28 protein-coding genes are annotated in these 24,674 nt (G+C 60.2%); 19 read left to right on the forward strand and 9 right to left on the reverse strand.

Annotation, left to right across the window (positions count from 1 at the left end; genetic code table 11):
• Genes WC529_01915 through WC529_01935 form a run of 5 tightly spaced genes read left to right on the forward strand, consistent with a single transcriptional unit; the run spans position 1 to position 2,222 of the window.
• Positions 1-369: a hypothetical protein gene (locus tag WC529_01915; protein ID MFA5113032.1), complete on the forward strand. Its 369-nt coding sequence runs from the start codon at positions 1-3 to the stop codon at positions 367-369.
• 3 nt (positions 370-372) lie between these two features.
• Positions 373-516: a hypothetical protein gene (locus WC529_01920; protein MFA5113033.1), complete on the forward strand. Its 144-nt coding sequence runs from the start codon at positions 373-375 to the stop codon at positions 514-516.
• Between the two features lie 3 nt (positions 517-519).
• Complete coding sequence (locus tag WC529_01925; GenBank protein MFA5113034.1) at positions 520-807, forward strand: helix-hairpin-helix domain-containing protein; 288 nt, start codon at positions 520-522, stop codon at positions 805-807.
• Positions 801-1,187, forward strand: a complete 387-nt coding sequence (locus tag WC529_01930; GenBank protein MFA5113035.1) for a DUF3795 domain-containing protein — start codon at positions 801-803, stop codon at positions 1,185-1,187. The genes WC529_01925 and WC529_01930 overlap by 7 nt, the downstream gene beginning before the upstream one ends.
• Positions 1,188-1,229: 42 nt before the next feature.
• Positions 1,230-2,222, forward strand: coding sequence for a bifunctional methionine sulfoxide reductase B/A protein (locus WC529_01935; GenBank protein MFA5113036.1), 993 nt, complete (start codon positions 1,230-1,232; stop codon positions 2,220-2,222).
• A gap of 29 nt (positions 2,223-2,251) precedes the next feature.
• Here WC529_01935 and WC529_01940 read toward each other — a convergent pair whose 3' ends face one another.
• Entirely contained in the window at positions 2,252-2,644 is a 393-nt protein-coding gene (locus tag WC529_01940) for a hypothetical protein (protein ID MFA5113037.1), read from the reverse strand.
• Positions 2,645-2,743: 99 nt separating this feature from the next.
• Here WC529_01940 and WC529_01945 point away from each other — a divergent pair, with 99 nt between their 5' ends.
• From WC529_01945 to WC529_01955, 3 genes are all read left to right on the forward strand, one after another.
• Entirely contained in the window at positions 2,744-3,394 is a 651-nt protein-coding gene (locus tag WC529_01945; protein ID MFA5113038.1) for a dihydrofolate reductase family protein, read from the forward strand.
• Between the two features lie 99 nt (positions 3,395-3,493).
• On the forward strand, positions 3,494-4,045 hold the full coding sequence (locus WC529_01950) for a hypothetical protein (protein MFA5113039.1): 552 nt from the start codon (positions 3,494-3,496) through the stop codon (positions 4,043-4,045).
• Between the two features lie 38 nt (positions 4,046-4,083).
• Positions 4,084-4,479, forward strand: a complete 396-nt coding sequence (locus WC529_01955) for a pyrimidine dimer DNA glycosylase/endonuclease V (protein MFA5113040.1) — start codon at positions 4,084-4,086, stop codon at positions 4,477-4,479.
• Positions 4,480-4,507: 28 nt separating this feature from the next.
• On the opposite strand, the gene WC529_01960 is transcribed toward WC529_01955, so the two are convergent.
• The 5 genes from WC529_01960 to WC529_01980 form a co-directional block, all read right to left on the reverse strand.
• The gene (locus WC529_01960; protein MFA5113041.1) at positions 4,508-5,761 is read right to left on the reverse strand and encodes a metallophosphoesterase; all 1,254 of its coding nucleotides are present in this window, start codon (positions 5,759-5,761) and stop codon (positions 4,508-4,510) included.
• Positions 5,762-5,848: 87 nt separating this feature from the next.
• Entirely contained in the window at positions 5,849-6,691 is an 843-nt protein-coding gene (locus tag WC529_01965; protein MFA5113042.1) for a hypothetical protein, read from the reverse strand.
• A gap of 78 nt (positions 6,692-6,769) precedes the next feature.
• Positions 6,770-6,952 carry a hypothetical protein gene (locus tag WC529_01970; protein MFA5113043.1) on the reverse strand — a complete coding sequence of 61 codons (183 nt, stop codon included), beginning with the start codon at positions 6,950-6,952 and terminating at the stop codon, positions 6,770-6,772.
• A 54-nt stretch (positions 6,953-7,006) separates the two neighbouring features.
• Entirely contained in the window at positions 7,007-7,339 is a 333-nt protein-coding gene (locus WC529_01975; GenBank protein ID MFA5113044.1) for a hypothetical protein, read from the reverse strand.
• A 15-nt stretch (positions 7,340-7,354) separates the two neighbouring features.
• Positions 7,355-8,140, reverse strand: a complete 786-nt coding sequence (locus WC529_01980; GenBank protein ID MFA5113045.1) for a hypothetical protein — start codon at positions 8,138-8,140, stop codon at positions 7,355-7,357.
• A 103-nt stretch (positions 8,141-8,243) separates the two neighbouring features.
• Between WC529_01980 and WC529_01985 the strand changes: the two genes are divergently transcribed.
• From WC529_01985 to WC529_02005, 5 genes are read left to right on the forward strand one after another with little or no spacing between them, the layout of a single operon-like run.
• A complete protein-coding gene (locus tag WC529_01985; GenBank protein MFA5113046.1) occupies positions 8,244-9,095 on the forward strand; it encodes a glycine--tRNA ligase subunit alpha in 852 nt (283 codons plus the stop codon).
• Positions 9,076-11,169 carry a glycine--tRNA ligase subunit beta gene (glyS, locus tag WC529_01990; protein ID MFA5113047.1) on the forward strand — a complete coding sequence of 698 codons (2,094 nt, stop codon included), beginning with the start codon at positions 9,076-9,078 and terminating at the stop codon, positions 11,167-11,169. Before WC529_01985 ends, glyS begins: the two co-directional genes overlap by 20 nt.
• On the forward strand, positions 11,166-11,948 hold the full coding sequence (locus WC529_01995; protein MFA5113048.1) for a hypothetical protein: 783 nt from the start codon (positions 11,166-11,168) through the stop codon (positions 11,946-11,948). Before glyS ends, WC529_01995 begins: the two co-directional genes overlap by 4 nt.
• A complete protein-coding gene (locus WC529_02000) occupies positions 11,945-12,904 on the forward strand; it encodes a lysylphosphatidylglycerol synthase transmembrane domain-containing protein (protein MFA5113049.1) in 960 nt (319 codons plus the stop codon). Before WC529_01995 ends, WC529_02000 begins: the two co-directional genes overlap by 4 nt.
• Positions 12,904-14,292 carry a hypothetical protein gene (locus WC529_02005; GenBank protein ID MFA5113050.1) on the forward strand — a complete coding sequence of 463 codons (1,389 nt, stop codon included), beginning with the start codon at positions 12,904-12,906 and terminating at the stop codon, positions 14,290-14,292. Before WC529_02000 ends, WC529_02005 begins: the two co-directional genes overlap by 1 nt.
• On the opposite strand, the gene WC529_02010 is transcribed toward WC529_02005, so the two are convergent.
• Positions 14,285-15,400 carry a glycosyltransferase family 9 protein gene (locus tag WC529_02010; protein ID MFA5113051.1) on the reverse strand — a complete coding sequence of 372 codons (1,116 nt, stop codon included), beginning with the start codon at positions 15,398-15,400 and terminating at the stop codon, positions 14,285-14,287. The two genes, WC529_02005 and WC529_02010, sit on opposite strands and share 8 nt — an antisense overlap.
• Positions 15,400-17,982, reverse strand: coding sequence for a hypothetical protein (locus tag WC529_02015; protein MFA5113052.1), 2,583 nt, complete (start codon positions 17,980-17,982; stop codon positions 15,400-15,402). The genes WC529_02010 and WC529_02015 overlap by 1 nt, the downstream gene beginning before the upstream one ends.
• A 38-nt stretch (positions 17,983-18,020) precedes the next feature.
• Here WC529_02015 and WC529_02020 point away from each other — a divergent pair, with 38 nt between their 5' ends.
• Genes WC529_02020 through WC529_02045 form a run of 6 tightly spaced genes read left to right on the forward strand, consistent with a single transcriptional unit; the run spans position 18,021 to position 23,355 of the window.
• Positions 18,021-19,454, forward strand: coding sequence for a glycosyltransferase family 39 protein (locus WC529_02020; protein ID MFA5113053.1), 1,434 nt, complete (start codon positions 18,021-18,023; stop codon positions 19,452-19,454).
• Complete coding sequence (locus tag WC529_02025) at positions 19,451-20,155, forward strand: glycosyltransferase family 2 protein (GenBank protein ID MFA5113054.1); 705 nt, start codon at positions 19,451-19,453, stop codon at positions 20,153-20,155. Before WC529_02020 ends, WC529_02025 begins: the two co-directional genes overlap by 4 nt.
• A gap of 12 nt (positions 20,156-20,167) precedes the next feature.
• Positions 20,168-21,172: a chitobiase/beta-hexosaminidase C-terminal domain-containing protein gene (locus WC529_02030; protein ID MFA5113055.1), complete on the forward strand. Its 1,005-nt coding sequence runs from the start codon at positions 20,168-20,170 to the stop codon at positions 21,170-21,172.
• Positions 21,169-21,594, forward strand: coding sequence for a hypothetical protein (locus WC529_02035; GenBank protein ID MFA5113056.1), 426 nt, complete (start codon positions 21,169-21,171; stop codon positions 21,592-21,594). Before WC529_02030 ends, WC529_02035 begins: the two co-directional genes overlap by 4 nt.
• Positions 21,581-22,069 carry a prepilin-type N-terminal cleavage/methylation domain-containing protein gene (locus WC529_02040; GenBank protein MFA5113057.1) on the forward strand — a complete coding sequence of 163 codons (489 nt, stop codon included), beginning with the start codon at positions 21,581-21,583 and terminating at the stop codon, positions 22,067-22,069. Before WC529_02035 ends, WC529_02040 begins: the two co-directional genes overlap by 14 nt.
• A gap of 2 nt (positions 22,070-22,071) precedes the next feature.
• Complete coding sequence (locus WC529_02045) at positions 22,072-23,355, forward strand: hypothetical protein (GenBank protein MFA5113058.1); 1,284 nt, start codon at positions 22,072-22,074, stop codon at positions 23,353-23,355.
• On the opposite strand, the gene WC529_02050 is transcribed toward WC529_02045, so the two are convergent.
• Entirely contained in the window at positions 23,356-24,657 is a 1,302-nt protein-coding gene (locus WC529_02050) for a hypothetical protein (protein MFA5113059.1), read from the reverse strand.
• Between the last annotated feature and the right edge of the window lie 17 nt (positions 24,658-24,674).

A 24,674-nucleotide genomic window follows, 5' to 3' on the forward strand; every position in this document is an offset into this window, starting at 1 on the left:
ATGTTAAGAAAGATCGGTTACGGTTTTATCGTCTGGGTGGTCCCCTATGTTGCCGCCATCCCCTTGCTCGGGCTCATGCAAACCGACGTCCATTTCTTCAAGACGCTGATGATCGTGATCGGCGGGTTGACCGGCGCGGTCTGCGTCGCTCTTTACTTTATGAAAGTGGACAAGGATTATTTATCGGAAGGGATCTGGCTCGGCGTCGTCTGGCTGGTGCTCAACTGGCTGCTCGATTTCGCCGCTCTTCTCCCCTTGTCCAAGATGCCGTACCTGCAATACTTTAAGGAGATCGGCCTCCGTTATCTGGTGATGCCGGCGATGAGCATCCCGGTCGGGTATGTTCTGCAAAAGAAGCTCGGTAAATAGGCGATGAAATTTAAATTAAAGAAGGCCCATCTGATCCTGGCGGTTGTTGCGGCGCTGGTCGTCGTTGTTTTCGGCGTCTTCATGCTGATCGCGGTCCCCGAGGTCACCACCGAGGAAGGTTTGCCGCCGGCCACGGACAACCGCTAAGTCATGATGAAGAAAGCCGCCGACGACTCGCTCGAATCCCTGCCAAACATCGGCAAGACGATCGCCGGGAAGCTCAGGAAGATCGGGATCAAGGGCAAGAAAGACTTCCTGAAACGCGATCCATTCACGGTTTTCGACACCCTGTTAAAAAAATGCGACCCCACCCTGTGCCGTTGCGCGCTGGCGTCGATCGTCGGCGCCAGCGTCGGCGCGCCCTGGCACGAGATCACCAAAGAGACGGCGCAAGAATATGCCAAGCGCCATCCCCGGCATAAGTGGGGACCGTGCTGATCGCCCCCTGCGGGATGAATTGCGCTATCTGTCTCGGCCATCTCCGGGAGAAGAACAAATGTCCCGGCTGCAACTCCTGGGGCCGCAACAAGCCCAAGTACTGCCGCATCTGCAGTATCAAGTTTTGCACCCACCAAAAGCGCTTCTGTTTCACCTGCCCCATCTTCCCCTGCGCCCGGCTCAAAAAGCTCGACAAACGGTATCGGACGCGGTACGGGATGAGCATGCTCGACAATTTGGCGCTGATCAAAAAGATCGGGGTCAGGAAGTTCGTCAAGCGTGAGGAAAAACGGTGGAAGTGCCCGAAATGCGGTAAAACGCTATGCGTGCATCGGCCGTTCTGCCTTTTCTGTGGAAATAAGGCCCGTAAGGGCCCGTAATAGCCCTTTGACTTTAATAGATAGCGGTGGGAAAATGTTCCCGTGGTCAAAAAACTGTTGACCTTTTATCTGCTTCTTTTCCTAACCGGAGGTGTATTAGCTATGTCGCAACCCCCCAAAGCGAGCGAGAGCGGCAAGGTCCGGCTTTACGACCCCGAACTGGGAACGGTAGTTGTTGTCGACCGGGTGGTCAAGAGCGACCGGGAATGGCAAAAACTGTTGACGCCCGAGCAATATGAAGTGACGGCCAACAAGGGGACGGAGCGGCCGTATACCTGCTCGTTTGAGGAGGTCAAGGGGGACGGCTTTTACCGCTGTGTCCGCTGCGGCACGGCGCTTTTCAAGGCCGGCACCAAGTTCGAATCGGGGACCGGCTGGCCGAGCTTTTACGAGCCGGTCTCGCCGCTCAACATCAAAGAATTGCCGGACAACTCGCTCGGAATAAAGCGGACCGAAGTCGTTTGCGCCCGCTGCGGCGCGCATCTCGGTCATGTTTTTGACGACGGCCCCCGCCCCACGGGAAAACGCTACTGCATCAACGGTGTCGCCCTGAAGTTCGTCCCCTTTGGCGCGGCGTCCAAGCTCAAGCAGGCAACTTTTGGCGCCGGTTGTTTCTGGCACGTGCAGGAGGAGTTTGACAAGGTCAAGGGGGTCAAGGAGACGGCGGTCGGTTTTGCCGGCGGCACGGTCCCCGATCCGAGTTACGAGCTGGTCTGCGGCGGCAATACCGGGCATGCCGAGGTCGTCCATCTGAAATACGATCCGAAGCAGGTCAGCTACGAGGAACTGCTAAAAGTTTTCTGGCGGATCCACGATCCGACTCAACTCGACCGTCAGGGGCCGGACGTCGGCAAGCAGTATCGGTCGGTGATCTTCTATTATGATGACGAGCAAAAAGCCGCGGCGGAGAAGTCGCAGCAAGCCGAGCAGAAAAAGCATAAACAGCCGATCGTCACTGAGCTTATCCCGGCCAGCGACTTTTTCCGCGCCGAGGAATATCACCAGCGGTATCTGGAGAAGCAAAGGGGGAAATGATAAAGCGATCCCGCCGTTAGTGCTGGCGGTTATTCCCCGACCAGGTTGCTGAAGCGGCGGAGGTTGAGAACGGCCTGGTCTGGTTCGGAATTCGACAATCGATCGAGCGCCTTGATATTGGCCGGATCCCCCATGATATAGATGATCTTGAGCGGCATCGTCCCCCAGCAGGCGCGGAGGCCGAGGTCGCGGAAGTAATGGGAGGCCAGGAAAGTCTGGGCCCGCCCGAACTCGGCGACCCGCGCCGGGTCAAGCGTATTGAGCTTGAGCCACGCCGCCGGGTCAACGATCACATCGAGCACATGCGGCATCCCTTTGAGCACCAGCGCTAACCGCCCGCGCAAAGGAACCGCGTTCTTAAAAAGCGTTTTCTGGTCAAAGACCGCTTTCCCGCCATTCGTGATCCGACCGACCCTTGTCATGTCCTGTTATCGAGCCGCCCCCCGGACAATTTCAGCCTTCCCGGTCAAAACCCCTTTGTCCCCATTGTCTCCCGGAGAAAGTGATGATAATATTCCCCCATGCTTCCCAAAGTAATCATCCACAATTCGGTCACTCTTGACGGGGCGCTGACCGGGTTTACTCCCGACATGGCGCTGCACTATAAATTGGCGGGGCAATATCAGCCCGAAGCGACGCTGATCGGCTCAAATACCGCCCGGATCGGATTTGAAATGTTCGGGATGCCGTCGGCGGAAACGAGCGCCGACTTCAGCCAGCCGCAGCGCTCCTCCTCTCTCCCCTACTGGGTGATCCCGGATACCAGGGGGAGCTTAAAGGGCCTGCTCCACGGCTGCCGCCGGTTCGAGTATTGCCGCGACGTCGTCGTTCTGGTCTCGGAGAGCACCCCGCGCGACTATCTGGACTACCTAACGGAGCGGCATTACGACTATCATGTAGTCGGTCAAGACCGCATTGACCTGAAGCAAGCCCTGGCGCTTTTGGCCGAACAATACAAGGCAAAGACCGTACTGGCCGACACCGGGAAGATCTTGAGCAATCTTTTGATAACGCAAGGTTTGGCCGACGAACTCAGCCTGCTGGTCCACCCCCAGATAGACGGCGGGAAAGGATTGAACATTTTCACCGGTCTCCGGCTTGATAAGCTAACGCTCCTCGGCTGCAAAAAATACAAGAACGGCCCGGTCTGGCTTAGATACGGGTTGAAATGATCCCAGCCAACCTGCTCGCCCCGTGCGGGATGAACTGCTAGATTTGTTTTTCTGCGGGACAAAGGCCCTTAATAGCCTTCTTCCCTTTGACATTAAAAGATGACGGTGGGAGAATTAACCATGAGCACTCAAGAAGCATCTTTTGTCAATATGGGCACAGTTTTTATCACCATACTATGGCAGACAATCCCTTATAAAGCTGATTTTCTAGCCTATTTCTTTGCATTATTTATCGGATCAATTATTATAATGTTGATACGTGATAAGCTCTGGAATAAAACAAAAAGAAGCTCAAACAGATATGAGTCGCAATTAGCACAGCTTAGTGGCGCGGTGGAAAGGACCCTTTATATGCTGTCTTATCAGCTACATTATCCTACATTCATTGGCCTTTGGCTTTCCCTTAAATTTGCGGGTCGTTGGGCAACATGGACAAGCGAAAAAAAGAAGGTACCCCAACATTGGCTTAGTAGATTTTTGGTTGGTAATGGATTATCAATCGGTTATGCAATAATAAGCTTAGAAGCTTTAACCCTCTGGAGAAAGGGGAATAATCTCTTAGCTGTCTCCTTGCCAATTATGCTCTTTCTTTCAAGTGTTTTCATCTATTTTTGGATAACTCCGCCTAAAAAAACAAAAGCTAGTAAGTAAATATATTACATTAAGCCTCATACGCTATACTATAAATTATGCGCCTTTGGAGCTTACATCCGCAATATCTTGATCCCCAGGGACTGGTTGCGCTCTGGCGAGAGTCCTTGCTGGCGCAAAAGGTGCTGCAGGGGAAAACAAAAGGATACCGGCACCACCCCCAGCTCGACCGCTTCAAGTCCCACCCCTATCCGCTAAAAGCGATCGCCACTTACCTCGATGTTGTCCAGAAAGAAGCGTGCCGGCGCGGCTACTGCTTTGACCGGCGCAAGATCGGCAAAGGGAGAACACGGAGGCGGATCGCGGTCGGCAAGCGCGAGGTGAAGGAAGAGTTTGCCTGGCTGTTGTCAAAGCTGAAGAAGCGCGACCCGGACAGGTACCACAAGCTGCGCGGATCGAAAAAGATCAGGCGGCACCCGCTGTTTAATTCCTAATTCCTTCCTGCCGGCGATCGGAGCGGGTTCAGATCGTCTCTTCGGCTAACTTGGTCACTTCACCCGTGCCGTTGTATTGATAAAGAGTAACGGTGTTGGACCCGCCGCTGGTGGCCGGATCGATGACCACGTAAGTCCGCGTGGCATAACCGGATTTCACGAATTTGGCGTCGATCCAGGTGCCGGTATTGGCGTAGATCCTGTACAGCGTGAGCAGGTTCTTCTTGATCATCGCCTTGTGCGAATGGCCAAAGACGACGATCTTGGCCCTGCCCGGCAAGAGATATTGCGTAACCGCCGGCTCCTCCAGGTTCCCCCACCAGCCGATCCCCGAGCCGGCCAGGATCGCGCTCGTCTCGCTCATCTTGGAATAGACCTCGTTGCTCGCCTGCCGCTGCTCCCAGTTGCTCCCGATCGTGGCGGCATAGTTGTCCCTGGCCCCGTTGACCGACATGTCGGCCGTGTAACCGTCGATCCCCGTCTTGATGATCTTGGCGTCCTTGTCGAGATCGTGAACGCCGATCGCCGCGATGGCGATCTCCCAGGCGGCGTAAAACTCCAGGTCGGTGGCGCCGGGCGCCGCCGGCTCCACCACCACCCCTTCGGCCGCCGTCTTGGTCGCGTAAACCCGCGAAATGAAGTAGCCCGGCGGGATCAGGCTGCCGGCCCGGGTCAAAGGATCGGGCGCGTTGAAAAAGTCGTAACGATGGCCGTGCTCGATCGCAATATCGCCAGCCGGCCAGTAGGCCCCCATGCCGGCGCCGGTGCCGGCCCAAACAATGTTGGGGATGATCTTTTTCATGATCGCTTCGGTCAGCAGCATGTCGTGGTTGCCGGGAACATAAACGACCTCGATCGAGCCGCCGTCGGCGATAGCGTTGAGCTTGGCGATGATCTCCCGGTTCAAGGGGGCGGCGGCCACCGACAGGAAGTAGCCTTCGTTGGAGGTGACGCCGGATTGGAAAGGCTCGGTCGCCATGGGAACGATCCATTCGTCGAAGAAATCGCCGCCGATCACCAGGGTCTTGACCTGCGCGCTCCCGGCTAATTCGTCGAGAAAACCGGCCAGCAGGCTTGAGTTTTCGGTGAACCAGCAGTAGCCCGCGTCAGCCGCCCGCTCCTCCCCCATGTGAATGTCGCTGATGACCACGGTCATGGTCCGGCTACTGGCCAGCGGGTCGCCAAAAAGCGGTTCTTCGCCGGCCGGGGAACTCACGGTCTGGCAGCCGCTGAGCAGCAGACCGGCCGCGATGATAAAAACCGCTAAAAATACGCGCTTCATTGCCCGTATTATAGCATCTCCGACGTTGTCGGGAACGGCTTCGCCGTGGCGGACGAGATAGACTCCGCTCTGCGGGCGCGGCGCCGGTCAGCGCTTGAGCAGGTCAAAAGCGGCGTTCAACTGCCTGACTGCCAGTAAACCGCTTTCCGTCGTGGTGTGGCGATCGGGATGCATCGCTTTCATTATCTGAAGATACAGGGCTTTCGCCTCTCTCGCCTGTTCTTCCCGGCTGCCGCTGACGCCGAATATCTCCCGCGCCAGCTCCTGGGTCATCCTTTGCCCGCCGATCTCCCGCAGCCGGGCAACGATCGCCTCCGGCTTGGAGACGCCCGGGCCCGTCTCCGGGTCCAACTCCAACAACGGAAGATCATCCAGCGGCGGCGCCGACGGCCAGCCCGGACCGGCGGGAACCCCCAAACCCCAGATCAGGGAATGGCCGGCGCTTTGCCTGGCAATGGCCATGAAGTTCTCCATCATCCCCTGAATTTGCGGCATGAATTTTTTGAACAGACCTTCCCGATACAGGTCCCAGACGCTCTTGTCGCTTTTAAAGATCGTCTCCTCGGTCTTGCGCAGGTCTTCCGCCAGCAGTAAGAACAGTTTGCCGGTAAACGGCTCGATCACCAGGTCATTGCGCACGTAAAAATCAGGCGGCTTGACCGGTTGCAGGTGGAACTCCGCCTGCAGGACTAACACCGTACGGAAAAGCGACTGGCTGGAGACAAGATCGCTGTGGCGCGCGACCGTAAACTCTTGATATTGGCCGATCCGTTCATGCCGGCAGCTCTCCGCCGCGTACTTGCCCTGGCCGATCAGCGACGGGTAAGCGCCGTTGGCTTGCACCGTCTCGTAAAAGCGGTAAAAATCGCGGCCGATCTGTTTCCGCAAAAGCTGTTTGATCAGGATATTGGACGGCGCGGCTACTCTCATGGTTGTTTTTCGTCACGTCTAACGGAAAATTGCAGTTTTTCCCGCCCCTGCCCGCATCGCGGCCGCCCGGGATAAGGATTATTGCGCTTGCGGGGTAAAGACGCCGGCGCCGGACGGGGTGTTCAAGCCCTTATGGGCTTCTTTCTCCCGCTTCATCGCCCGTTTTTCCTTGAGCGAATACTTGGCGACCTTCTTCACGTTCTTCTGTCCGCCTTGCTCTTTGTTTGCCATGATCTCACCTCCGGGATCGATTGATAACATATTATACTCTTTTGAGAAGAGAACCGCGCGTTTCCCTTGCCTGCCGGACGGCGCTTACCCCATTTCGTGCAGGACCAAATTGGTAAAATTGACGAAAACGTATAATAAAATTGACATGACCACGTAAAGGCCCAAAATGACGATCAGGCGCGACAGGCTGCTGCCGGACGCCACGTTCTCCAGCACGAACTTGCAAGCCGCGATCAAAACCACCGCCACCAGTATCGCCAGCACCACCCAGCCGACCAAACTACCGACCAGCACCGCTTCGAGCGGCCGCTTGCCCAGTAAACTGTCGCCGACCAGGACGGCGGTTATCCCGATCTTGCGCGCCAGGAAAAGAACTAAATAAAGCGGCTGCGTTAAGATGCCCAAGGCGATCTTCATGGGCGTATTATAACTTTATCCGGCGAACCCGTCTACCGCGCTAAGCGGCGGCACGGTCCCCGTTCGGCCGGCACTGAGGATGGTTAAAGCATCGAGCAGGGCCAAGCCGTTGGCAACCGAAAAAAGCATTATATAAAAATTGGCCGCTTCGGTCCCTGTCAGCTCTCGTTGCCAGCTGGACCGGTAAACCAAGTCTAAAGGGGTGAATTTGGCCATTTTTTCCGGTTTGTAAGTATCCAAAATGCTTAACAGGGGAAGCGGTTCCCTAAGCAACCAGGTGGACCGGCCGAAAACCGGGGCAAAAGGCTGGGCGTTGACGATCACGTGGGTGAGCGGCTCCGGGCCGGACTTCGTCCCCTCGACCCGTTTGACCGCCGCCTGCTCACGATCGATCACGATCAAAGAATCCCGGCCGCGAATAACCCACCCCGGGAAATGGTTCAAGAATCTGGGGTTGCCGGCTTCCAGGTTTAGGGCAAAATAATTCAGCACGCCAAGGTTGTTGGTCCGGAGCGCGTCTTTGGTCGGGTCCAGCTCGACCGGTATCTCCCAGCAGGCCGAACTGAAATGCAGGCCGATCCGGCGCTCCCCCAGGATACCCAGCAACCGCCGGTCGAATTCATCGACAGTTTTCCGCCAGGGGGCGATCCGTTCATACCAGCTGCCGGTCAATTGGGCGATCGCCTCCGGCCTGGCCGCCAGTACCCGGCCAAATGCTCGCCGGCGCTCTTTGGTCGCCGCCAGATCGGGCATGATCAGGCCCAAAGCCCGGGGAGTTATTCTCATTGCTTGCCGCGCCATACACCAGAGCATCGTGGCTTTTGGGCGATGATTTCAGACGGATAAAGGGAATTACCTACAACCCCCGGTTCCTCCACCCCCGACTTCGTGGTATAATTTCCCCGTGCAGACTCTCAATTTCCAGGATATTGTTGCCGCGCTCAACGGCTACTGGGCCGACCAGGGGTGCGTCATCCGCCAGCCGTACGACGTCGAAAAAGGGGCGGCCACCATGTCGCCGGCCACGTTCTTCGGCGCCCTCGGCCCCAAAGAGCATAATGTCGCCTACATCGACCCGGTCCGCCGGCCGACCGACGGCCGCTACGGGGAGAACCCGAACCGCCTCTTCCACTACTTCCAGTACCAGGTGATCATGAAACCGGCGCCTTTGAATATCCAGGACCTCTACCTCGATTCGCTCCGGGCGATCGGCATCGAACCGGCCAAGCACGACGTCCGCTTTGTCGAGGATAACTGGGAATCCCCCACCCTCGGCGCCTGGGGGACCGGCTGGGAAGTGTGGGCGGAAGGGATGGAGATCACCCAGTTCACCTACTTCCAGCAGTGCGGCGGGTTCGACTGCAAGCCGATCCCGGTCGAGATCACCTACGGCCTGGAGCGGATCGCCATGTTCATCCAGAAAGTGAACAGCGTCTACGAGATCAAATGGAACGACACCGTGAAATACGGCGACATCTACCTGCCGCAGGAACGGGAACAGTCCAAATACAATTTCGAGACCGCCGACATCGAAGCGGTCACCCTCCTCTTCGGCATCTACGAAAAAGAGGCGCTCCGGCTCCTCAAGAACGGCGAGATCATTCCGGCGTACGACTACATTCTCAAATCGTCCCACGCTTTCAACATTCTCGACGCGCGGGGGGCGATCTCCGTCTCCGAGCGAATGGCTTTCATACTAAGGATAAGGAAGATGGCGCGCCAGTGCGCCAAATTATATGTCGAACGTAATACTTGAGCTTGGCTGCGAGGAGATCCCGGCGCGTTTTATGCCCGGGTTCCTCGCCGACTTGAAGAAAAAAACGGAAGAGAAGCTGGTCCGCGACCGGCTGACGTTTAGCGCCGTCGAGACGCTCGGCACCCCGCGCCGGCTGACACTCTACATCGAGAACCTCGCCGCCAAACAGCCCGACGTCACCGAAGAGCTGAAAGGGCCGCTCGCCGACGCAGCGTTCGATCCCTCCGGCAAGCCGACCCCGGCGGCGCAGGGGTTCGCGAAAGCCCACGGCGTGACCCCCGACAAGCTCTTTGTCCGGACGATGGGGCCGAAGAACTTCGTTTTTGCCAAGGTCACCCGCCAGGGAAAAAAGGCGGAAGAAGTATTAAAGACCCTACTGCCGGAGATCATCTCGTCGCTTTACCAACCGCTCTCGATGCGCTGGGGCGAGCTCGACTACAAGTTCATCCGCCCAATTCACAACATCCTCGCTCTCTGCGGCGCCAAAGTCGTCAAATTCGACCTGGCCGGTATCAGCTCCGGCAATAAAACTTTCGGGCATCGCTATACAGCGGCCCGCGCCCCGCAGCTCGTGACCCGCGTCGCCGACCTGCCGGCCTACAAAAAGCAGCTGTTAAAGCTCGGCGTGGTGGTTGACCAGGACGAGCGGAGCGCGTCGATCAAAAAACAGGTCGAGGCGGCGGCCAAGAAGCACGGGGCCGCGGCGCTGATCACGGACGACCTCTTAAGCGAAGTGACTTTCCTGGCGGAAAACCCGGTCGTCTATGTCGGTTCGTTCAAACAGGAGTTTCTCGACATCCCGCAGGAAGTCTTGATCACCTCGATGAAAAAGAACCAGAAGTATTTCCCGCTGGTCGACGCCGGCGGCAAGCTCCAGGCGAAATTCGCCGTGGTGACCGACGGCTGTACCAACGCCAAAGTGGTCGAGGGGAACGAAAAGGTCCTGACCGCCCGCCTCTCCGACGCCCGCTTCTTCTTCGAAGAAGACAAGCGCGAACCGCTTCAGATGCGGATCGCCGACCTCGAAAAAGTCGCCTTCTTCGAAAAGCTCGGCACTATTTACCAGAAGACCGAAAGAATGGCCAAGCTCGGCGAGTGGCTCGGCAAACGGCTCGGCCTCGACGAAACCGGCCTTAAGCAGGTTAAACGGATCACCCAGCTCTGCAAAGCCGACCTGACGACCAAAATGGTCTTTGAATTCCCCGAACTGCAGGGGGTCATGGGGCGCGAGTACGCCAAACTCTCCGGGGAAGACCCGGCGGTCGCCCTCGGCATCTTCGAGCATTACCTCCCCCGCTCGGCCGACGACGAACTGCCCAAGTCGCTGCCGGGAACGGTCGCCGCGCTGGCGGACCGGCTTGATTCGATCGTCGGCTCCTTCTCCGCCGGCAACATCCCGACCGGCTCGGAAGACCCGTACGGGATCCGCCGCGCCGTCCAGGGGATCATCAAGATCGTCATCGATAAAAAACTCGACCTGCTCCTCGACGAGGCGTTCCAGCACTCCCATAAACTGTACGAAACGCTCCTCCCCGGCAGCCGCGATTATCCCAAAATTAAAGCGGCCATCCTCGACTTCTTCGTCGCCCGGCTCCGCCCGCTCCTCCTCGACCGGGGGATCCGCCACGACGTGGCCGAAGCGGCGCTCGGCGATTTCAACGACATCCTCGACGTCGTTGAAAAGGCGGACGCCTTGAACGCCGTCGCCTCCGAACCGTGGTTCGCCGGCGTCATCGCCTCGGCCGACCGTCTCTCCCGGATCGCCGGCCACGCCACCCGCGAGAACGTTTTGGAGCACGACCTGGCCGACCCGGAAGAAAAAAACCTCTACCAGCTTTACCTCAAGGTCAACGTCGCGGTCGCCGAGCTCTGCCAGAAGGAAAAATGGGCGGAAGCGGCCAAGACGCTCGCCCAGCTCACCGACCCGATCGAGCTCTTCTTCGACAAGATCCTCGTCATGCATAACGACGAGCGGCTCAAGACGAACCGGCTGGCCTTGCTGAAGTCGCTGGAGAAATGTTACCTGGCGGTCGCCGACCTCAAAAAGATCGTGATCGAGGGAGAAAAACCATGAAAAAGCTCGCGACCGTGCTTGCCGCCCTGCTCTTCGGCACCCTGGCCTGCCAGGCCTCGTTCATCAGTCTCAACACGACGCTGACCTCCAAGCTGGAAAGGGGCAAGCTCCGGGTCATGGTCCAGGTCGTCAACAAGGGGGACGAGTCGGCGTTCGGCGTCCAGGCGGAGCTCCGGGTCGGCGGCCGGACGATCCTGGCCGAAAAGAAACAGGAACTGCCGGTCAACGCCGCTTACCAGGTCAAGGCGCTGGTCCCGCTCGATCTCCAGACGCCGGGGAGCTACCCGCTGATCCTCGTCATGCACTACACCGATGCCAACCAGTACCCGTTCTCGGCCCTCACCGGCCAGGCGTTCGTCTACCAGCGGGAAGGGGTCCCGCCCCTTTTCGGCCAGGTCAAACCGGCGACCTTCGCCAAGGAAGGCCGGATCGACCTCCTTCTGAAAAATTCGGGCGACCGCGAGATCAAGGCGACGACCCGGCTGGTCATCCCGCGCGAGCTGACGGTGGCGGGCGACGCCCAGCCGCTGACGGTCCCGGCCCGCGGCCAAAAGTCGGCCAGTTTCTCGCTCAGCAATTTCTCCGCCCTCTCGGGGAGCACCTACCAGGTCTTTGCCGTCGCCGAGTTCGAGGATAACGGCCTCCACTACACCTGCCTCGCCCCGGGGACGGTCAAGATCAACGAGTCGAACGTGCTGGTCAACTACCAGGCGTATTTCATCGCCCTGATTGTTATCCTGGCCCTCGGCTTCGTCGCCCTGCAGTTCGTTAGGGAATGAAAAAGCTCGGCTTGCTCCTCGGCCTCCTGGTCAGCGCGCTCCTGCTCGGGCTCCTCTTTTACCGGCTCGACCTCCCCCGCTTCGCCGCCGCCTGCCGCTCGGCGAACTACTGGCTGCTCATCCCGTCGCTGGCCGCCTCCCTTTTTGTCCTTTGGCTCCGGGCGGTCCGCTGGCAGTGGCTGGTCCGGCCGCTAAAAACGGCCAAACTGTCCAACCTGTTCGCCGCCGCCGCCATCGGCTATTTTTTCAACACGATCATGCCGGGCCGGGTCGGCGAGTTCGCCCGCGCCCATTACCTCGGTAAAACGGAGAACATCAGCCGCGCCGCGGCGTTCGCCACCGTCGTCGTTGAGCGGCTGTTCGACGGGCTCTCGATCCTTGTTATCCTGGCCTTGCTCCCGTTCTGGCTCCGGCTCCCGGCGCGAACCGCGCTGGCGGCCGCCAGTTGGTCGGCGCTCGCCCTCTATCTTTTTATCAGCGGCCTGATCGCTCTGGCCGTTTACCGGCCGGAGCTTGCCGCCCGGCTCAGCGGCCGGCTCCCTGCCGCCTGGCGGGCAAAAGCGGAACAAACCTTCAACTCCCTGGTCGCCGGTTTTAAAACGATCCTCGACCCGCGGGTCCTCTTTTATTCAGCTCTCTACTCGTTCCTGATCTGGGGCGTGTCCGCTTACAGCATCTACCTGGCTGTCATGGCGTTCCACCAGCCGGTCTCCTTTGCCGCCGCCCTGTTCATCCTCGTCCTGCTAACCTTTACCGTCATCATCCCCTCCTCGCCCGGTTACCTGGGGACGTTCGACGTCGGCATGGCCTGGGGGTTGATGTTCTTTGGCCTGGCGCGGGAGAACGCGCTCGGCGTCACCATCGTCTACCACGGGATGGGCATGATCAGCACTATCCTGCTCGGCGCTTATTATTTGATCAAGAGCGGGTTTGACTGGCGGGGGGAGCTTAGCTGATGACGGTCGGCCGGCGCGCGGCGCTCATCTGCCTGGCGATCTACCTTCTCTCTTTCGGCCTGCTCTATTACGCCCATTCGGTCCGGGTCGAGAAAGACCCCGGCTTAACCGGAGAGGAGCTGGCGATCGCCTACCGCGACGTTTACCTCCTGCCGACGCGGAGCCAGCATAATTACTACGCCACCACCTTCTCTTCCGCCGTCTACTACTGGGTTGGCAGCTACCTGCTGCCGATCACCGTCAATTCCCAGCGGCTCTTCAAGATCGCCGGGATGGCGTTCCTGCCGCTCCTGATCGTCCTTTTAATGCGGACGATCCGCCCGCCTACTTCCTGGCTGGCGGCGTCAAGCGCCGCCCTTCTCTTCTGCGCCATGCCGCCGGTCATCTGGTTCTCGATCATGGTCCAGGATTTTCCGACCGACTGCGTTTTTTCCTTTTTAGCTTTGCTCCTGGCGTTCCGCTTTTCCTGGCGCGACCAACCGCTCCGGGTCGCGGGCGGCCTGACGGCGATCGGCCTCCTGATCGTCTGGTTCGTCCACTTTTACGGCGGCTCCTTTGTCCTGGCGCTGATCATTCCGCTCCTGCTCGGCTGGAAGGCGCTGACCGGCGAGCCGGCCGACCGGCCGCGCGATTTTTTCCACTGGTCGCTCTTCGCGCTGCTGACTTTCGTCCTTCTCTGGTGGCCGAAATTATACTTCGGCCCCGCCGTCGTCATGTTCAACGGCGGCCGGCATTTGACCTTGAGCTGGCCGGCGGTCGCCGGCAGTTTCGCGGTGATCTGCCGCGACCTCTTGGTCGCTTCCGACAGTTACCTGCTCCGCCCCTGGCTGCTGTACGCCTGCCTGCCCGGCCTCTGGTACCAGCTTCTCTTCGCCGGCCTGCTGCTGGCCGGGCTCCGGCTCCTCTGGCGGGAAAAGAACCGTTACTTGTTCTGGCTGCTGGCGCTCGCCGTCGGCAGCTTTCTCCTCGGCGGCCTCTTCGGAGACGTTCCCGGGATCAGGCGGATCTTCCCCTGTCTGATCGTCTGTTCCTGTTGGGCGGGCTACGGGGTGGAAGCGGTCGGCCGTCTGGCCGGCGGCAAGCTCTGGCAGGGAATACTGGTCGCCCTCCTGGTCGGCTACTCCCTCTTCATTTTCCACGGCACCTACCGTTTCGTCTCGCTCGATTACCGGAACTGGCTGCAGCGGGAGTTCACTTACCTGCCGGGGAAGAACTATGAAGGAACGATCGAGGGATTAATTGCCGAATCGCAAAAGCGGCCGGTCAAGATGAGCCAATACCCCAAGTCGCCCGACGTGATCTGCCACCACCACGACACTTATCTGCTGCTGAAGTTGTTCTGCGCCCGCCGCGGCTTGAGCGATAAGGGGTTGATCTGGGTTAACTAAGCGCCCGGTCGACCGCCGCGCCGACGCGGTCGGCGCTGATCCCCGCCAGGCAATCGATGTTCCGGCACAATTTGTGGCTGCCGAAGTGGTAGCACGGCGCGCACGGCAGGTCGCTGTTGATCACCGTTTGGGTTTGCCCGGGGGCCGCCCACTTCCGGTGGTCGGTCGCCCCGAAGATCGTTACGCTCTTTTGCCCCAGGACGTTGGCGAGGACGGCGAGGCCGGAGTCGGCGCCGATAAAAAGATCGCTATCGGCGATGATCCGGCAGAGCGCCGGCAGTTCCGTTTGGCCGACCAGGGAAAGCAAACGCTCGCCGGTCACGGCGAGCGCCGCGGCTAACTTCGCTTCCTGTTTCCCGCCGACGATCACGACGCCGTGCGCCGGGTTAACTAAAAGCCGGGTGACGACCTGCCGGTACTTGTCCGCTCCCCACTCCCGGTACTTGTCGCCGCCGCGCGGGGCGATCACGATCAGCTTTTGGCAGCGCTGCCGGAGCGCCGTGAACGCCGCCGGCAAAGCGGCGCCCTGGTACGTCGCCCGGTCGATCGCGCCGGTCAGGTCGACCCGGCCGGACGTTTCGATCCCCAGCGGTGCAAGCAGCCCGGCGAACTCCCCCGCTTCAAAGCCGGTCAGCGAGTAGTCGACCAAATGGGTGTAAAGATGGTTGCGGAACGGGACCGTCTTGAAACCGATCCGGGCCGGCGCCCCGGTCAGGTAGGCGAAGAGGGCGGAAAAGTTGTGGAACTGTTCGCTGTCGATCACCAGGTCGTATTTGCCCGACCGCAGGGCGGCCAGCGTCGCCAGCGGATGCGCGTCGTAAAGCAGAAGCCGGCCGATCGCCCCGCTCAAGCCCTGGACGGCCCGGTTCCGGCTCTCGGCCAGAACGTCGAGCCGCGCCTGCGGATATTTCCGGCGCAGCAGCTGCAGCGCCGGCAGGAGATAGAGAAAATCGCCCATCCCGCCGGGGCGGATGACCAGGATCTTCCGCGGCTCGGGGATGGTCCGCTCTTTGTTCGGGCAGTTAAAGAGATAATCCCAGTAGCCGACCAGCCAGCAGAGCGGCTTGCCGACCAGCGTATCGGTCAGTTTTAGCAGTTTTAGTTTCATTATCTTTTCCTGCCCAGCAGCAGGCCGGCGAAAATGAGCGCGCCGGCCAGCGTCAACAGCCGGCCGAGGACGTCGACCGGCAGCGAGCCGTAGTAGAGAACGACTTCCGCCTGCTCCGGATAGACGAGCAGGTAGTTCGGCGTCACGTGGTAAACGCGCTTCGCCCCCCGCACCTGCCAGTTCGGAAAATAAGAAACCTTGATGATGTGCGGCTGGTGGAGCGCTCGGGTCCGGAACCGGATCTCGTTCCCGGAAACGTGTTCCTCCGTGATCGCGGAGGTGCCGGCCTGCTCCGTCGCCCGGGCGCCGAGCGGCCGGGAATCCTGGCCGATAAAATAGCTGATCCCCGAAAGCGGTTGGTCGCTCCGGTCGGTCAACCGGGCCTGGAAAAAGACCCCGCCGACGCTCTGCTCCAGCTTGTAAACGAGATGATTGACGCCCCGGCGGAGGGTGACCTCAACCGTCCGCGCGCTGTTCAGGCCGGTGATCGAATCGCGGACGATCTGCCGGCCGTTCAGGTAGATCCGGCAATGGTCGTCGTTGCTGTAGTGCAGGCGGGCCGGCAGCTCCCTGTCGGCGTTGATGCCGACGTAGCTGTAACAGACGAAATTATATTTCGGCTGGTAGAGCGAATCGAGGAAGATCGGCCCCTGCCGCAGGATCGGCTGCCAGGCCTTGCCCGCCTGGCGGGCGCCGGCCGCCGGCCGCAGCTCGCTGATCTTAACGAACTCCAGGTCGGCCGCCCGCTCGTCGCCGATGCCGGCCGGGAAATAGAACGGGCCGAGCACCAGCCAGAGCGGGATCCCGTCGCTCCCCCGCGTCCGGTGGGAAAGATAAGCAAGGTATTCCTCTTCCGAAACGACCGGGACCTCCGGGCTGGCCCCGCCGTAATAAAGGATGAACGGTTGGTCGATGGCGTCGATCGTGTAAAGCCACTCCATCGACCGCTCTTTCCACTGCTTCGTCTTGACGGCCAGCGGCGCGCTCGCCGGCACGTAAACGTAGCGCCCGTCGTTGCTCGTCAGCTCGAACAGGTCATACTGCCCGGCGCTCTTCAACAATTTCCACTCCGGGTGGCGGCGGAGCGCCTGGCGGGTCTGGTCCCAGTGGGCGATAAAATGTTTGACGTTGGCCAATTTTAAATGCCGGGTCCCGCGCCCCGGGTCAAAGCTCGCCGGATTGACGACCGTCGGGAAGCCGGCGGAGTTCTGCGACATCTCCCCCTGGATGTAGTAGGAGAACATCGAGCCGGTCGCCGAGTTGACGATCCCCCCCTCCAGGATCGGTTTGTCGATCAGCGCCGGGACCGTCTCAAAGACACGGGTCGAGCCAAGGTGATCGTTGTACGGGTGCAGGTCGTTGGCCAACCGCCCCGGGGTCTTGTCGAGCGGCAAGACCAGGTCGCGGAACGAAGGGTAATCGGCCTTGTTCTCCAGCCCTTCGTAATTCCATTTGACCCAGCCGCGGACATTGTTCCGGGAATTGGCGATCACCAGCAGCATCGCCAAAAGGAGCGCGCCGACCAGCAGCTCCCGCCCCTTCAGGCCGCGGAGGAGAAAACCGGCGCCGACGGCGGTCAGCATGACCAGCGCGTAATAAATGAACGGCCAGAACCGGATATTGGTGAAGCTGGCGTTGATCTTGCCGCCGGTATAAAAAGCGGCGACGGTCGTCAGTAAAAGGACCAGCAGGAGGAGGACGTTCGCTTTTTTCCGCGTGATCCCTTTCCAGAGGGCGTAGAGGACCAGCGGCAGGAAACCGAGGACGTACGGCGGGAACGTCTGCCAGAGGACCTTGTCCCAGTCGCCGCCGAACTCCATCGAATAAGCGCTCTTGGCGACGAGCGGCACGGCCCACCAGGCGATCAGCAGGAACGTCAGGCCGTTGGTCTTGAGGTAAACGACCAACCGCTCCCTAAAGCGGTCGAAGCCGAAGAGAAAAAGGAGAGCGAACGAAACGACCCCGGCGATGACCGAGGTGAAGAAATGCGTGTAGAACATCAGCGTGAACAAGAAGACCGTCCGCAGGCGGAACCGGACGCTCTTCATGTCGCCGTAGAATGAGCCGAGGAACAGGACAAAGAAGAGGAAGCTGATGCTGTTGGAGATCTCGCCAGCCAGCGTGCTGTAAATGTTGACCCCCCACATCGTGTGCGTCTCTACGAAGAGGAACGGCACCGCCATGATCGCCCCGATCAGCGGGACCGGCTCCCCAAAGTCGAGCCACTTCAGGGAAAAATAGACGGCGGCCGGCAGCAGCAGGATGCCGAGGATCGAGATGATCTTGAAAGCGATGTTGAGCGGGATGACCGCGCCGAGCAGCGCCATGACCCAGTAGGGAAAAAAGAAATAGTACTGGTACATCGGGAAACCGCACCACCACCCAGGCGCCCAGCTGATGACCGCCCCCCGGCTAAAGAAAGTCTCCGCCAGGTGCCGGACCAGGTAGTTGTGGGCCGGCGTGTCGCCGCCGGTCGGCGTCGTGTCGAGCAGAATGTAGCGCAGGTCAAAATAACTGAGCAGGAACGCTGTCAGGATTATCAGGACCGCGGCGGCCAGCAGCCGCCTGGCGTATTTATCCATCGGTAGAATTATATCATTAAGTACGATAAAATTGGATCATGTCGCGTCGTGCCGTCATCATTACATTGCTTATCATCCTGCTCGGGCAGTTCCTTTTGCGGCTTCACTTCGTCGCCCTGCCGCTCGACCGGGACGAAGGGATGTACGCCTACCTCGCCCAGCGGATCGTCGCCGGCGAGCTCCCCTACCGCGACGTCTTCGACCATAAACCGCCGGCCGTCTACTATATATATGCCGGCGTGGTCGCCCTGGGCGGCAATTCCCTGCAGGCGATCCGGGTCTTCACCGCCGGTTATTCCCTGCTGACCACGCTCGCCCTCTTCGGCGTCGGGCTCCGGCTACTCGGCCCCGGCGGCGCCCTGGCGGCGGCCGCGCTCTACGCCTTTTTCGGCGCCGGTCCGGCCGTCCAGGGGATCGCCGCCAATACCGAAACGTTCATGGTCCTGCCGCTCGTCCTTGCCCTCCTCGCCTTTCTGATCGCCAAAGAGCGGGGGCGCCCCGGTTGGTATCTCCTGGCCGGCCTGCTGTCCGGCCTGGCGGTAATGATGAAGCCGGTCGCCGGGTTTAATTTTCTCCCGCTCCTCCTTTTTTCTCTGAACCTGAACGCGCTCTGGCTTTTGCTCGGCTTGGCCGTCGTCCCGCTCCTCTTCACGCTCTACTTTACCCTGCAGGGGGCGCTCGGCCCCTTTCTTTTTTGCAACCTGGCGGTTAACCGCCTATATCTGGCTTCTTCGCCCTGTCCCAACTTCCTGCTCGATCCGTCGTTCGGCCTGACTGTCATCCTGAAACAGGCGCGGCTGGACAACGGGCTGCTCTGGGTGTTCGCCCTGCTCGCTCTCCTCCTCATCCTCTTGCGGGAAAAGCTGCCCGCCTGGCGGCTCACCGCGCTCTGGACCGTTTTTGCTTTTAGCGGCGTCGCCGCCAGCTCGCTCTTTTTCCCGCACTACTTTATCCAGCTGGTCCCCGGGCTGGCGCTGTTGACCGCCTACGCGTTCCTCTGGCTCTACCGCTCCCGGGAGTTCCTGCTGAAACTGCTCGCCGGGCTGCTCGCCGTTTGGCTGGTCGCCATCACCCTCCCATATCAAGTCCCGTTCTACCTGACCACCGATCCCTACCAAATGGTGCTGACGCTCTACGGCAACCGGACCTTCGGTCTCTCCCACTGGTTCGCGCTGGTCCTTAAGGAGCGGCTGGCGCCGGGCGACACCGTCTTTGTCTTTGCCGCGGAGCCGGAGCTCTATTTTTATCTCCATAAAAAAGCGCCGACCAAATACCCGAATTACCTCGGCTGGATGGTCCCGTTCGTCTCGACCAAAATGATCCTGGCCGAGGTCCGGCCGCAGCGCCCCCGTTTTGTCCTGTTGACCGACTACGCGCCGCGCGGCGGCGAACTTGCCGCCTGGCTGCGGGGCGATTATAATCAAAAGATGAGCTATTGCGGCTGGGCCCTGTACGAAAGGAAAACCCGTTGAGCCGGGTCATCGTCATCATGCCGGCGTATAACGCGGAGAAAACGCTGGCGAAAACGGTCAACGATATCCCCCGGGGGAGCGTCGCCGAGATCATCCTCGGCGACGACTGCTCGCGCGACCGGACCGTCGAGATCGGCCGGTCGCTCGGGCTGACGGTCATGCGCACGCCGCGCAACCTCGGCTACGGCGGCAACCAGAAGATGCTCTACCGCGCCGCGCTCGACCACGGCGCCGACGTCATCGTCATGGTCCACCCCGACTGGCAGTACGACGCGACCAAGTTGCCGGCCATGGTTGAGCCGATCGCGGCTGGACGATTTGACATGATGATGGGCTCCCGGATCCTGAGCGGGGCGGAAACGATGCCGTGGTACAAGTTCGTCTCGAACCGCTTCCTGACCTGGGTGGAGAACCTGGTCTTCCGGCTGGGCCTCTCGGAATATCACACCGGTTTCCGCGCCTTCAGCCGCCGGGCGCTCGAGGCGATCCCGTTCGAGCGCAATTCCAACGATTTTGTCTTTGACTCCGAGGTCCTGGCCGAGATCGCGGCCAACGGCCTCCGCGCCGGCGAGATCGCCGTCCCCTGCCGCTACTTCCCGGAAGCGTCGGAAATAAACTTCCGGCGGAGCACCGTCTACGGCCTGCAAACGCTCCTGGTTTGCGCCAAATATTTGCTTGCTAAGCAGGGCTATAAGCGGTAAAATTTCTGGCAGATGAGAAGGTCGGCTTACACCATCATCGAACTGGTCGTCGTTATTGTCGTGATCGGCATCATGGCGATCTTTGCCGGCGTCGCGGTCAATAACGCTTTGCGCAGCATCCAGCTCAGCAGCGCCGCCGATAAGATCGCCTCCGATCTCCGTTTCGCCCAATCGATGGCTTCTTCCTACTATCAATGGTATGGGGTCCGGTTCACGGTCGGCAGCCTGGCGTCGGAAGCCGAGGTCGCCGGCGGTTTCCATATTCCCATCCTCGAATCGCCGGCCTACGCCGCCAAGGTCGCCACGCCGACCATGAGCCCGGTCGGGGGAACCTATTCCACCGATCAGAGCGTCTCGATCAGTTGTTCCACCTCCGGCGCGACGATCCGTTACACCACCAATGGCACCACACCGACCTCTTCTTCGCCGATTTATTCGACGCCGATCTCGGTCAGCGGCAACGGCACGGTCATGACGATCAGGGCCAAGGCCTGGAAATCAGGCTGGACAACCAGCAACATGCGGTCCGAGACCTACACGATCACTTATCCGGCGACGACAACGACTACTACCACAACAACGACAACCACCACGGTCACGACCACTACAACATCAGCCGTCACGACCACTACTGTGGTCACAACGACGACCACCACAACCTTGCCGCCGCCCACTACAACGACGACGACCACCACCAGCACCACGACCACTACGGTCATGGGCGCGAACCAGTACTCGGTCTTCTCTTACACCGGCACGTTCGAAACGGCCGTCACCGACCCGGCCAACGCCAACCGGTCGATGACCTACGCCCTGGACGCGGTTCACCCGGGCATCACGATCACCAGCGTTAATATCGCCGGCGGCGATACCGTCGTTTTCAATCCGGCCGGCACTCCTTATAACGCGAAGAACGGCACGGCGCTCGTCAGCGAAGGGGTCATTACGCTGAGCGACGGGTCGACCACCAAGACGATCCGGATCGTCCCCAACACCGGCCGGATCTACGTACAATGAACCGGCGGGCCCTGCCTGCCGGCAGGCAGGGTTTTTCGCTGATCGAAGCGACCGTCGGCCTGGTGGTGATCGGGATCGCCTTTTACCTGCTCGCCGCTATCTTCATCAACCTCGCCCCCCGGACCGCCAGGGTCGAAACGATCGACAAAAAAGCTTATCTGGCCCACGCCAAAATGGAAGAATATACGGCCCGGACCTTCGTCCAGGCGACGACCGGCGAGACCTCCGGCTCTTTCAGCGGCGCTTTCGCCGGCTATCAGTACCGGATCATCGTCACCCGGGTGGCGACCAGCGACCTGAACACCCCGGTCAGCTACAACACCCCGTTCAAGAATATCAAGGTCCGCGTCTGGGGCGGGCCGCTCGATCGCGCGTCGACCGTGGAGATCACCGCCCTGCTGGCGACCTATGAAGTCCATTAACGACAAAAAAGGTTTTACCCTGGTCGAGGCGATCATCGTTTTCACGCTGGTCGCCATCCTCTCTTTCGGCATGGCGAACTTCATCGTCACACTGATGCGCGGCTGGGTCCTGATCTCCAGCCGCGACGCCGCCGCCGGCAAGGCGCGCGCGGCGATGAACCGGATGCTGACCGAGATCCGCCGGACCAAGAAGCCGCAGAACATCACGACGTATACGACCGCCGAGCTCCAGTTCCTCGACTTGAGCAGCCAGACGATCGACTATAAACAGACCGGCACAAATCTAATGCGCAACAGCGACATCCTGGCCACCAACCTGGTCACCCCCGAGGGGCTGCGTTTCACTTACCTCGGTTCGACCGGTGAAGTGACCGCGGTCAAGAACAACATCCGCACCATCCGGATCTGGCTGTCCCTCTACGGCGGGACCGAACGGATCACCCTGGAATCGGCGGCCAGGATAAGGAATCTCTGAAGATGAAACTAAGGAACGGCCAGATCGCGATCATCTCCGTCTTTGTCCTGGTGACATTCGCTTTTCTCGGCCTGATTATCGCCTCCCTGCTCTCCTCCGGCGGCGTCTCCGCGCTCAAGAACCTGCACGGCATCCAGGCGCTCAACGTAGCGGAGGCCGGCACCCGCTTTACGATCGCCACTTCGCTCGCCGCCGACAGCGACTGGTCGAACAACGCCGATTACGGCCCGATCAGCTTCGGCCCCGGCACCTTTACGGTCCATTACGTCAACAAAGCGGTCCGGGGCTGCACTATGGAAGTGACCGGCACGGTCCAGGGGGTCAGCCGCACGGTCCGGACCGGTTTAAGAAAACCGCTCTCCAGCGCGGGCGGCTTGCCCGGCGTTTTCGACTACGGCATGTACATCGCGCCGCCCGGCGGCGGCGATACTCTATACATTGAGGGGGACGCCAGGGTTTACGGGGATTTTTATTATTACGGCCCGATCGCGATGGGAGGAAGCGCGCACCAGCTGGACGGCACTGTTTACAGCACCAGCATTTCCTTCTCCGGCACCTCGAGCTGCGCTTCCTGGGAACCGATCTCGTCCGGCGAGATCCCACCCTGGGATAACACTTATTACGCCGCTATTACCCGGGAGGCCATGACCTCGACCAGCGAGACTTTAACCCTCGGCTGGGGACAAACGCTCGACCTGGCCGGCCGGACGCTCTATTACCGGAACATCGCCATCAATTGGGGATCGACGGTCATCGGGCCGGGGACACTCTGCGCCACCGCCACCCCTTCCGGCAACGGCGACATTACCATCAACTACGGCGAAGGGATCGGGCGCAACGTCCGCTTCATCGCCCAGCGCGACTTTATCTACCAGGGGGGATCGAGCTTCGTCAATACCTTCGAAGCGTATTGCAACCGCCAGCTCCGCATTCTCAGCAACCTCACCATCCCAAGCAGCGTCCTCTATTCCGGTTACACCGGCGACAACGCGATCGAGATCGATCCGGCCCAGGTCTACCGCTCGGTCATGCTCTGCCCCTACGGCGAATTTACCTTCGGCGGCGGCCAGCAGATCGAGGGCTTGGTCTACGCGGACAGTATCGGCGCCAGCTCCAGCGGCACTTTCCGGGGCGCGATCGTTTCGTACGGCACTTCCACCCTGGGCGGCAGCCTGCATATTTATTTTGACGCGTCCTATCTCCCCGACTCCGTGATCGGTTTTGGCGGCGGCACGGGAACTTCGTCCGGCGAGCTCGAGGTCAACGACTGGGACGAGGTTTACTGATCACTGTTCGACGGCGTATTTAAGCAGATAGTTGGTCGCATCGTGGTAGCAAATATGGGCTTTCCCCGCCGTGTCGATCGCCAGCGTGCTGTCTTCCCCGACGTTGCCGGTGCTGTCCAGCGTGCCGCTCGTCCAGCTCCCACCGTCCAGGCGGGCGTATTTTAACGCGGTGTTGGTCGAATCGTAGTAGGTGACGCGCGGGGCGCCGGCGCTGTTCAAAGCCAGGGAGCTCCGCTGGCCGACGTTACCGCTGGCGTCGACCGTCGTTTGCGTCCAGTATCCCTCCGCCTTCTTGGCGTAGCGGAGCCGCAGGCTCTGCGTGTCGTAGTAAGTGATGTGAACCTGGCCGAGCGCGTCGACCTTGATCGAGGTGAACGCCCCCTTGATCGGCACGTCGACGATGTCAAAGTTCCAGCTCCCCAGGCCGCCGTAAGCGTGCCGGACCCGTTCGTTCGTTTCGTCAATGTAGCTGATGTGCGGCACGTCGGACCCGTCGATAGTGATAGCGCAATCCTTGCCGGCCGTGATCCCCGCCCCGTCCACCACCTCCGTCTGCCAGCCCCCGTCCTTATCGGTGGCGTATTTCAGGTCGTGGTTCGTCACGTCGTAATAGCAGATATGGACCTTGTCCCGGGAATCGACCGCGATCGAAGTGTAAAAACCGACGTCGGCGCCGCTCGGGTCGTCGATCAGGGTGAACTGCCAGTCGCCGCCGGCGTCCGAGGCGTAGCCGAGCGCCCCCAGCGTCCGGTCATAGTAGCTGATCCGGTTCTTACCCCGGCTGTCCAGGGCGATCGAGGAATATTGGCCGACGCTGTCGGCGCTCTTGACCGTTTCGATCGCCCAGGTCTCGAAACTGCCGAATGCGAATTTCAGGTCTTCGCTGAACTGGTAGTAATAACTGATGTGGGCGAGGTTCCGGCTATCAAGCGCCAGTGAGGCGTAGATGTCCCAGGCGGCGGTCCCGGTGTTGTCGATGTTCTGGAGCGAAAAGGTGCCGGCCGGGGTCACGATCGTCACCGTGGTGGTGCTGAAAGTGACGGTGGTTGTCGACGTCCCCGAACCGCCGGTTGTCGTCGTCATAGTAGTGGTAGTGGTGGAGCCCGGCGCGGTCGTCGTTGGCATTGTCCCCGGGTTTTTCACCATCGCGGCAAAAAGCCCGCCGACAACGAGCCCGGTCCCGATCGCCGCGCCGGTCTGCTGCGCGTTCTGGCCGCAGGCGGAAAGGTTCGCGGCCGCCGTTGCCAGCAGCGCCGCTAACAAGAGAAGAACGAGCGCTTTGCGCGCTTTGCCATTTCCCACGGGCAGGATTATACCAT

The sequence above is a fragment of the Candidatus Margulisiibacteriota bacterium genome, assembly GCA_041650855.1.
GTDB lineage: Bacteria > Margulisbacteria > WOR-1 > O2-12-FULL-45-9 > XYB2-FULL-48-7 > JALOPZ01.

Coding starts and splice junctions, on each gene's coding strand:
- WC529_01915 (MFA5113032.1), top strand. CDS start 1: ATGTTAAGAAAGATCGGTTACGGTTTTATCGTCTGGGTGGTCCCCTAT.
- WC529_01920 (MFA5113033.1), top strand. CDS start 373: ATGAAATTTAAATTAAAGAAGGCCCATCTGATCCTGGCGGTTGTTGCG.
- WC529_01925 (MFA5113034.1), top strand. CDS start 520: ATGATGAAGAAAGCCGCCGACGACTCGCTCGAATCCCTGCCAAACATC.
- WC529_01940 (MFA5113037.1), bottom strand. CDS start 2,644: ATGACAAGGGTCGGTCGGATCACGAATGGCGGGAAAGCGGTCTTTGAC.
- WC529_01945 (MFA5113038.1), top strand. CDS start 2,744: ATGCTTCCCAAAGTAATCATCCACAATTCGGTCACTCTTGACGGGGCG.
- WC529_01950 (MFA5113039.1), top strand. CDS start 3,494: ATGACGGTGGGAGAATTAACCATGAGCACTCAAGAAGCATCTTTTGTC.
- WC529_01955 (MFA5113040.1), top strand. CDS start 4,084: ATGCGCCTTTGGAGCTTACATCCGCAATATCTTGATCCCCAGGGACTG.
- WC529_01960 (MFA5113041.1), bottom strand. CDS start 5,761: ATGAAGCGCGTATTTTTAGCGGTTTTTATCATCGCGGCCGGTCTGCTG.
- WC529_01965 (MFA5113042.1), bottom strand. CDS start 6,691: ATGAGAGTAGCCGCGCCGTCCAATATCCTGATCAAACAGCTTTTGCGG.
- WC529_01970 (MFA5113043.1), bottom strand. CDS start 6,952: ATGTTATCAATCGATCCCGGAGGTGAGATCATGGCAAACAAAGAGCAA.
- WC529_01975 (MFA5113044.1), bottom strand. CDS start 7,339: ATGAAGATCGCCTTGGGCATCTTAACGCAGCCGCTTTATTTAGTTCTT.
- WC529_01980 (MFA5113045.1), bottom strand. CDS start 8,140: ATGGCGCGGCAAGCAATGAGAATAACTCCCCGGGCTTTGGGCCTGATC.
- glyS (MFA5113047.1), top strand. CDS start 9,076: ATGTCGAACGTAATACTTGAGCTTGGCTGCGAGGAGATCCCGGCGCGT.
- WC529_01995 (MFA5113048.1), top strand. CDS start 11,166: ATGAAAAAGCTCGCGACCGTGCTTGCCGCCCTGCTCTTCGGCACCCTG.
- WC529_02000 (MFA5113049.1), top strand. CDS start 11,945: ATGAAAAAGCTCGGCTTGCTCCTCGGCCTCCTGGTCAGCGCGCTCCTG.
- WC529_02005 (MFA5113050.1), top strand. CDS start 12,904: ATGACGGTCGGCCGGCGCGCGGCGCTCATCTGCCTGGCGATCTACCTT.
- WC529_02010 (MFA5113051.1), bottom strand. CDS start 15,400: ATGAAACTAAAACTGCTAAAACTGACCGATACGCTGGTCGGCAAGCCG.
- WC529_02015 (MFA5113052.1), bottom strand. CDS start 17,982: ATGGATAAATACGCCAGGCGGCTGCTGGCCGCCGCGGTCCTGATAATC.
- WC529_02020 (MFA5113053.1), top strand. CDS start 18,021: ATGTCGCGTCGTGCCGTCATCATTACATTGCTTATCATCCTGCTCGGG.
- WC529_02030 (MFA5113055.1), top strand. CDS start 20,168: ATGAGAAGGTCGGCTTACACCATCATCGAACTGGTCGTCGTTATTGTC.
- WC529_02035 (MFA5113056.1), top strand. CDS start 21,169: ATGAACCGGCGGGCCCTGCCTGCCGGCAGGCAGGGTTTTTCGCTGATC.
- WC529_02040 (MFA5113057.1), top strand. CDS start 21,581: ATGAAGTCCATTAACGACAAAAAAGGTTTTACCCTGGTCGAGGCGATC.
- WC529_02045 (MFA5113058.1), top strand. CDS start 22,072: ATGAAACTAAGGAACGGCCAGATCGCGATCATCTCCGTCTTTGTCCTG.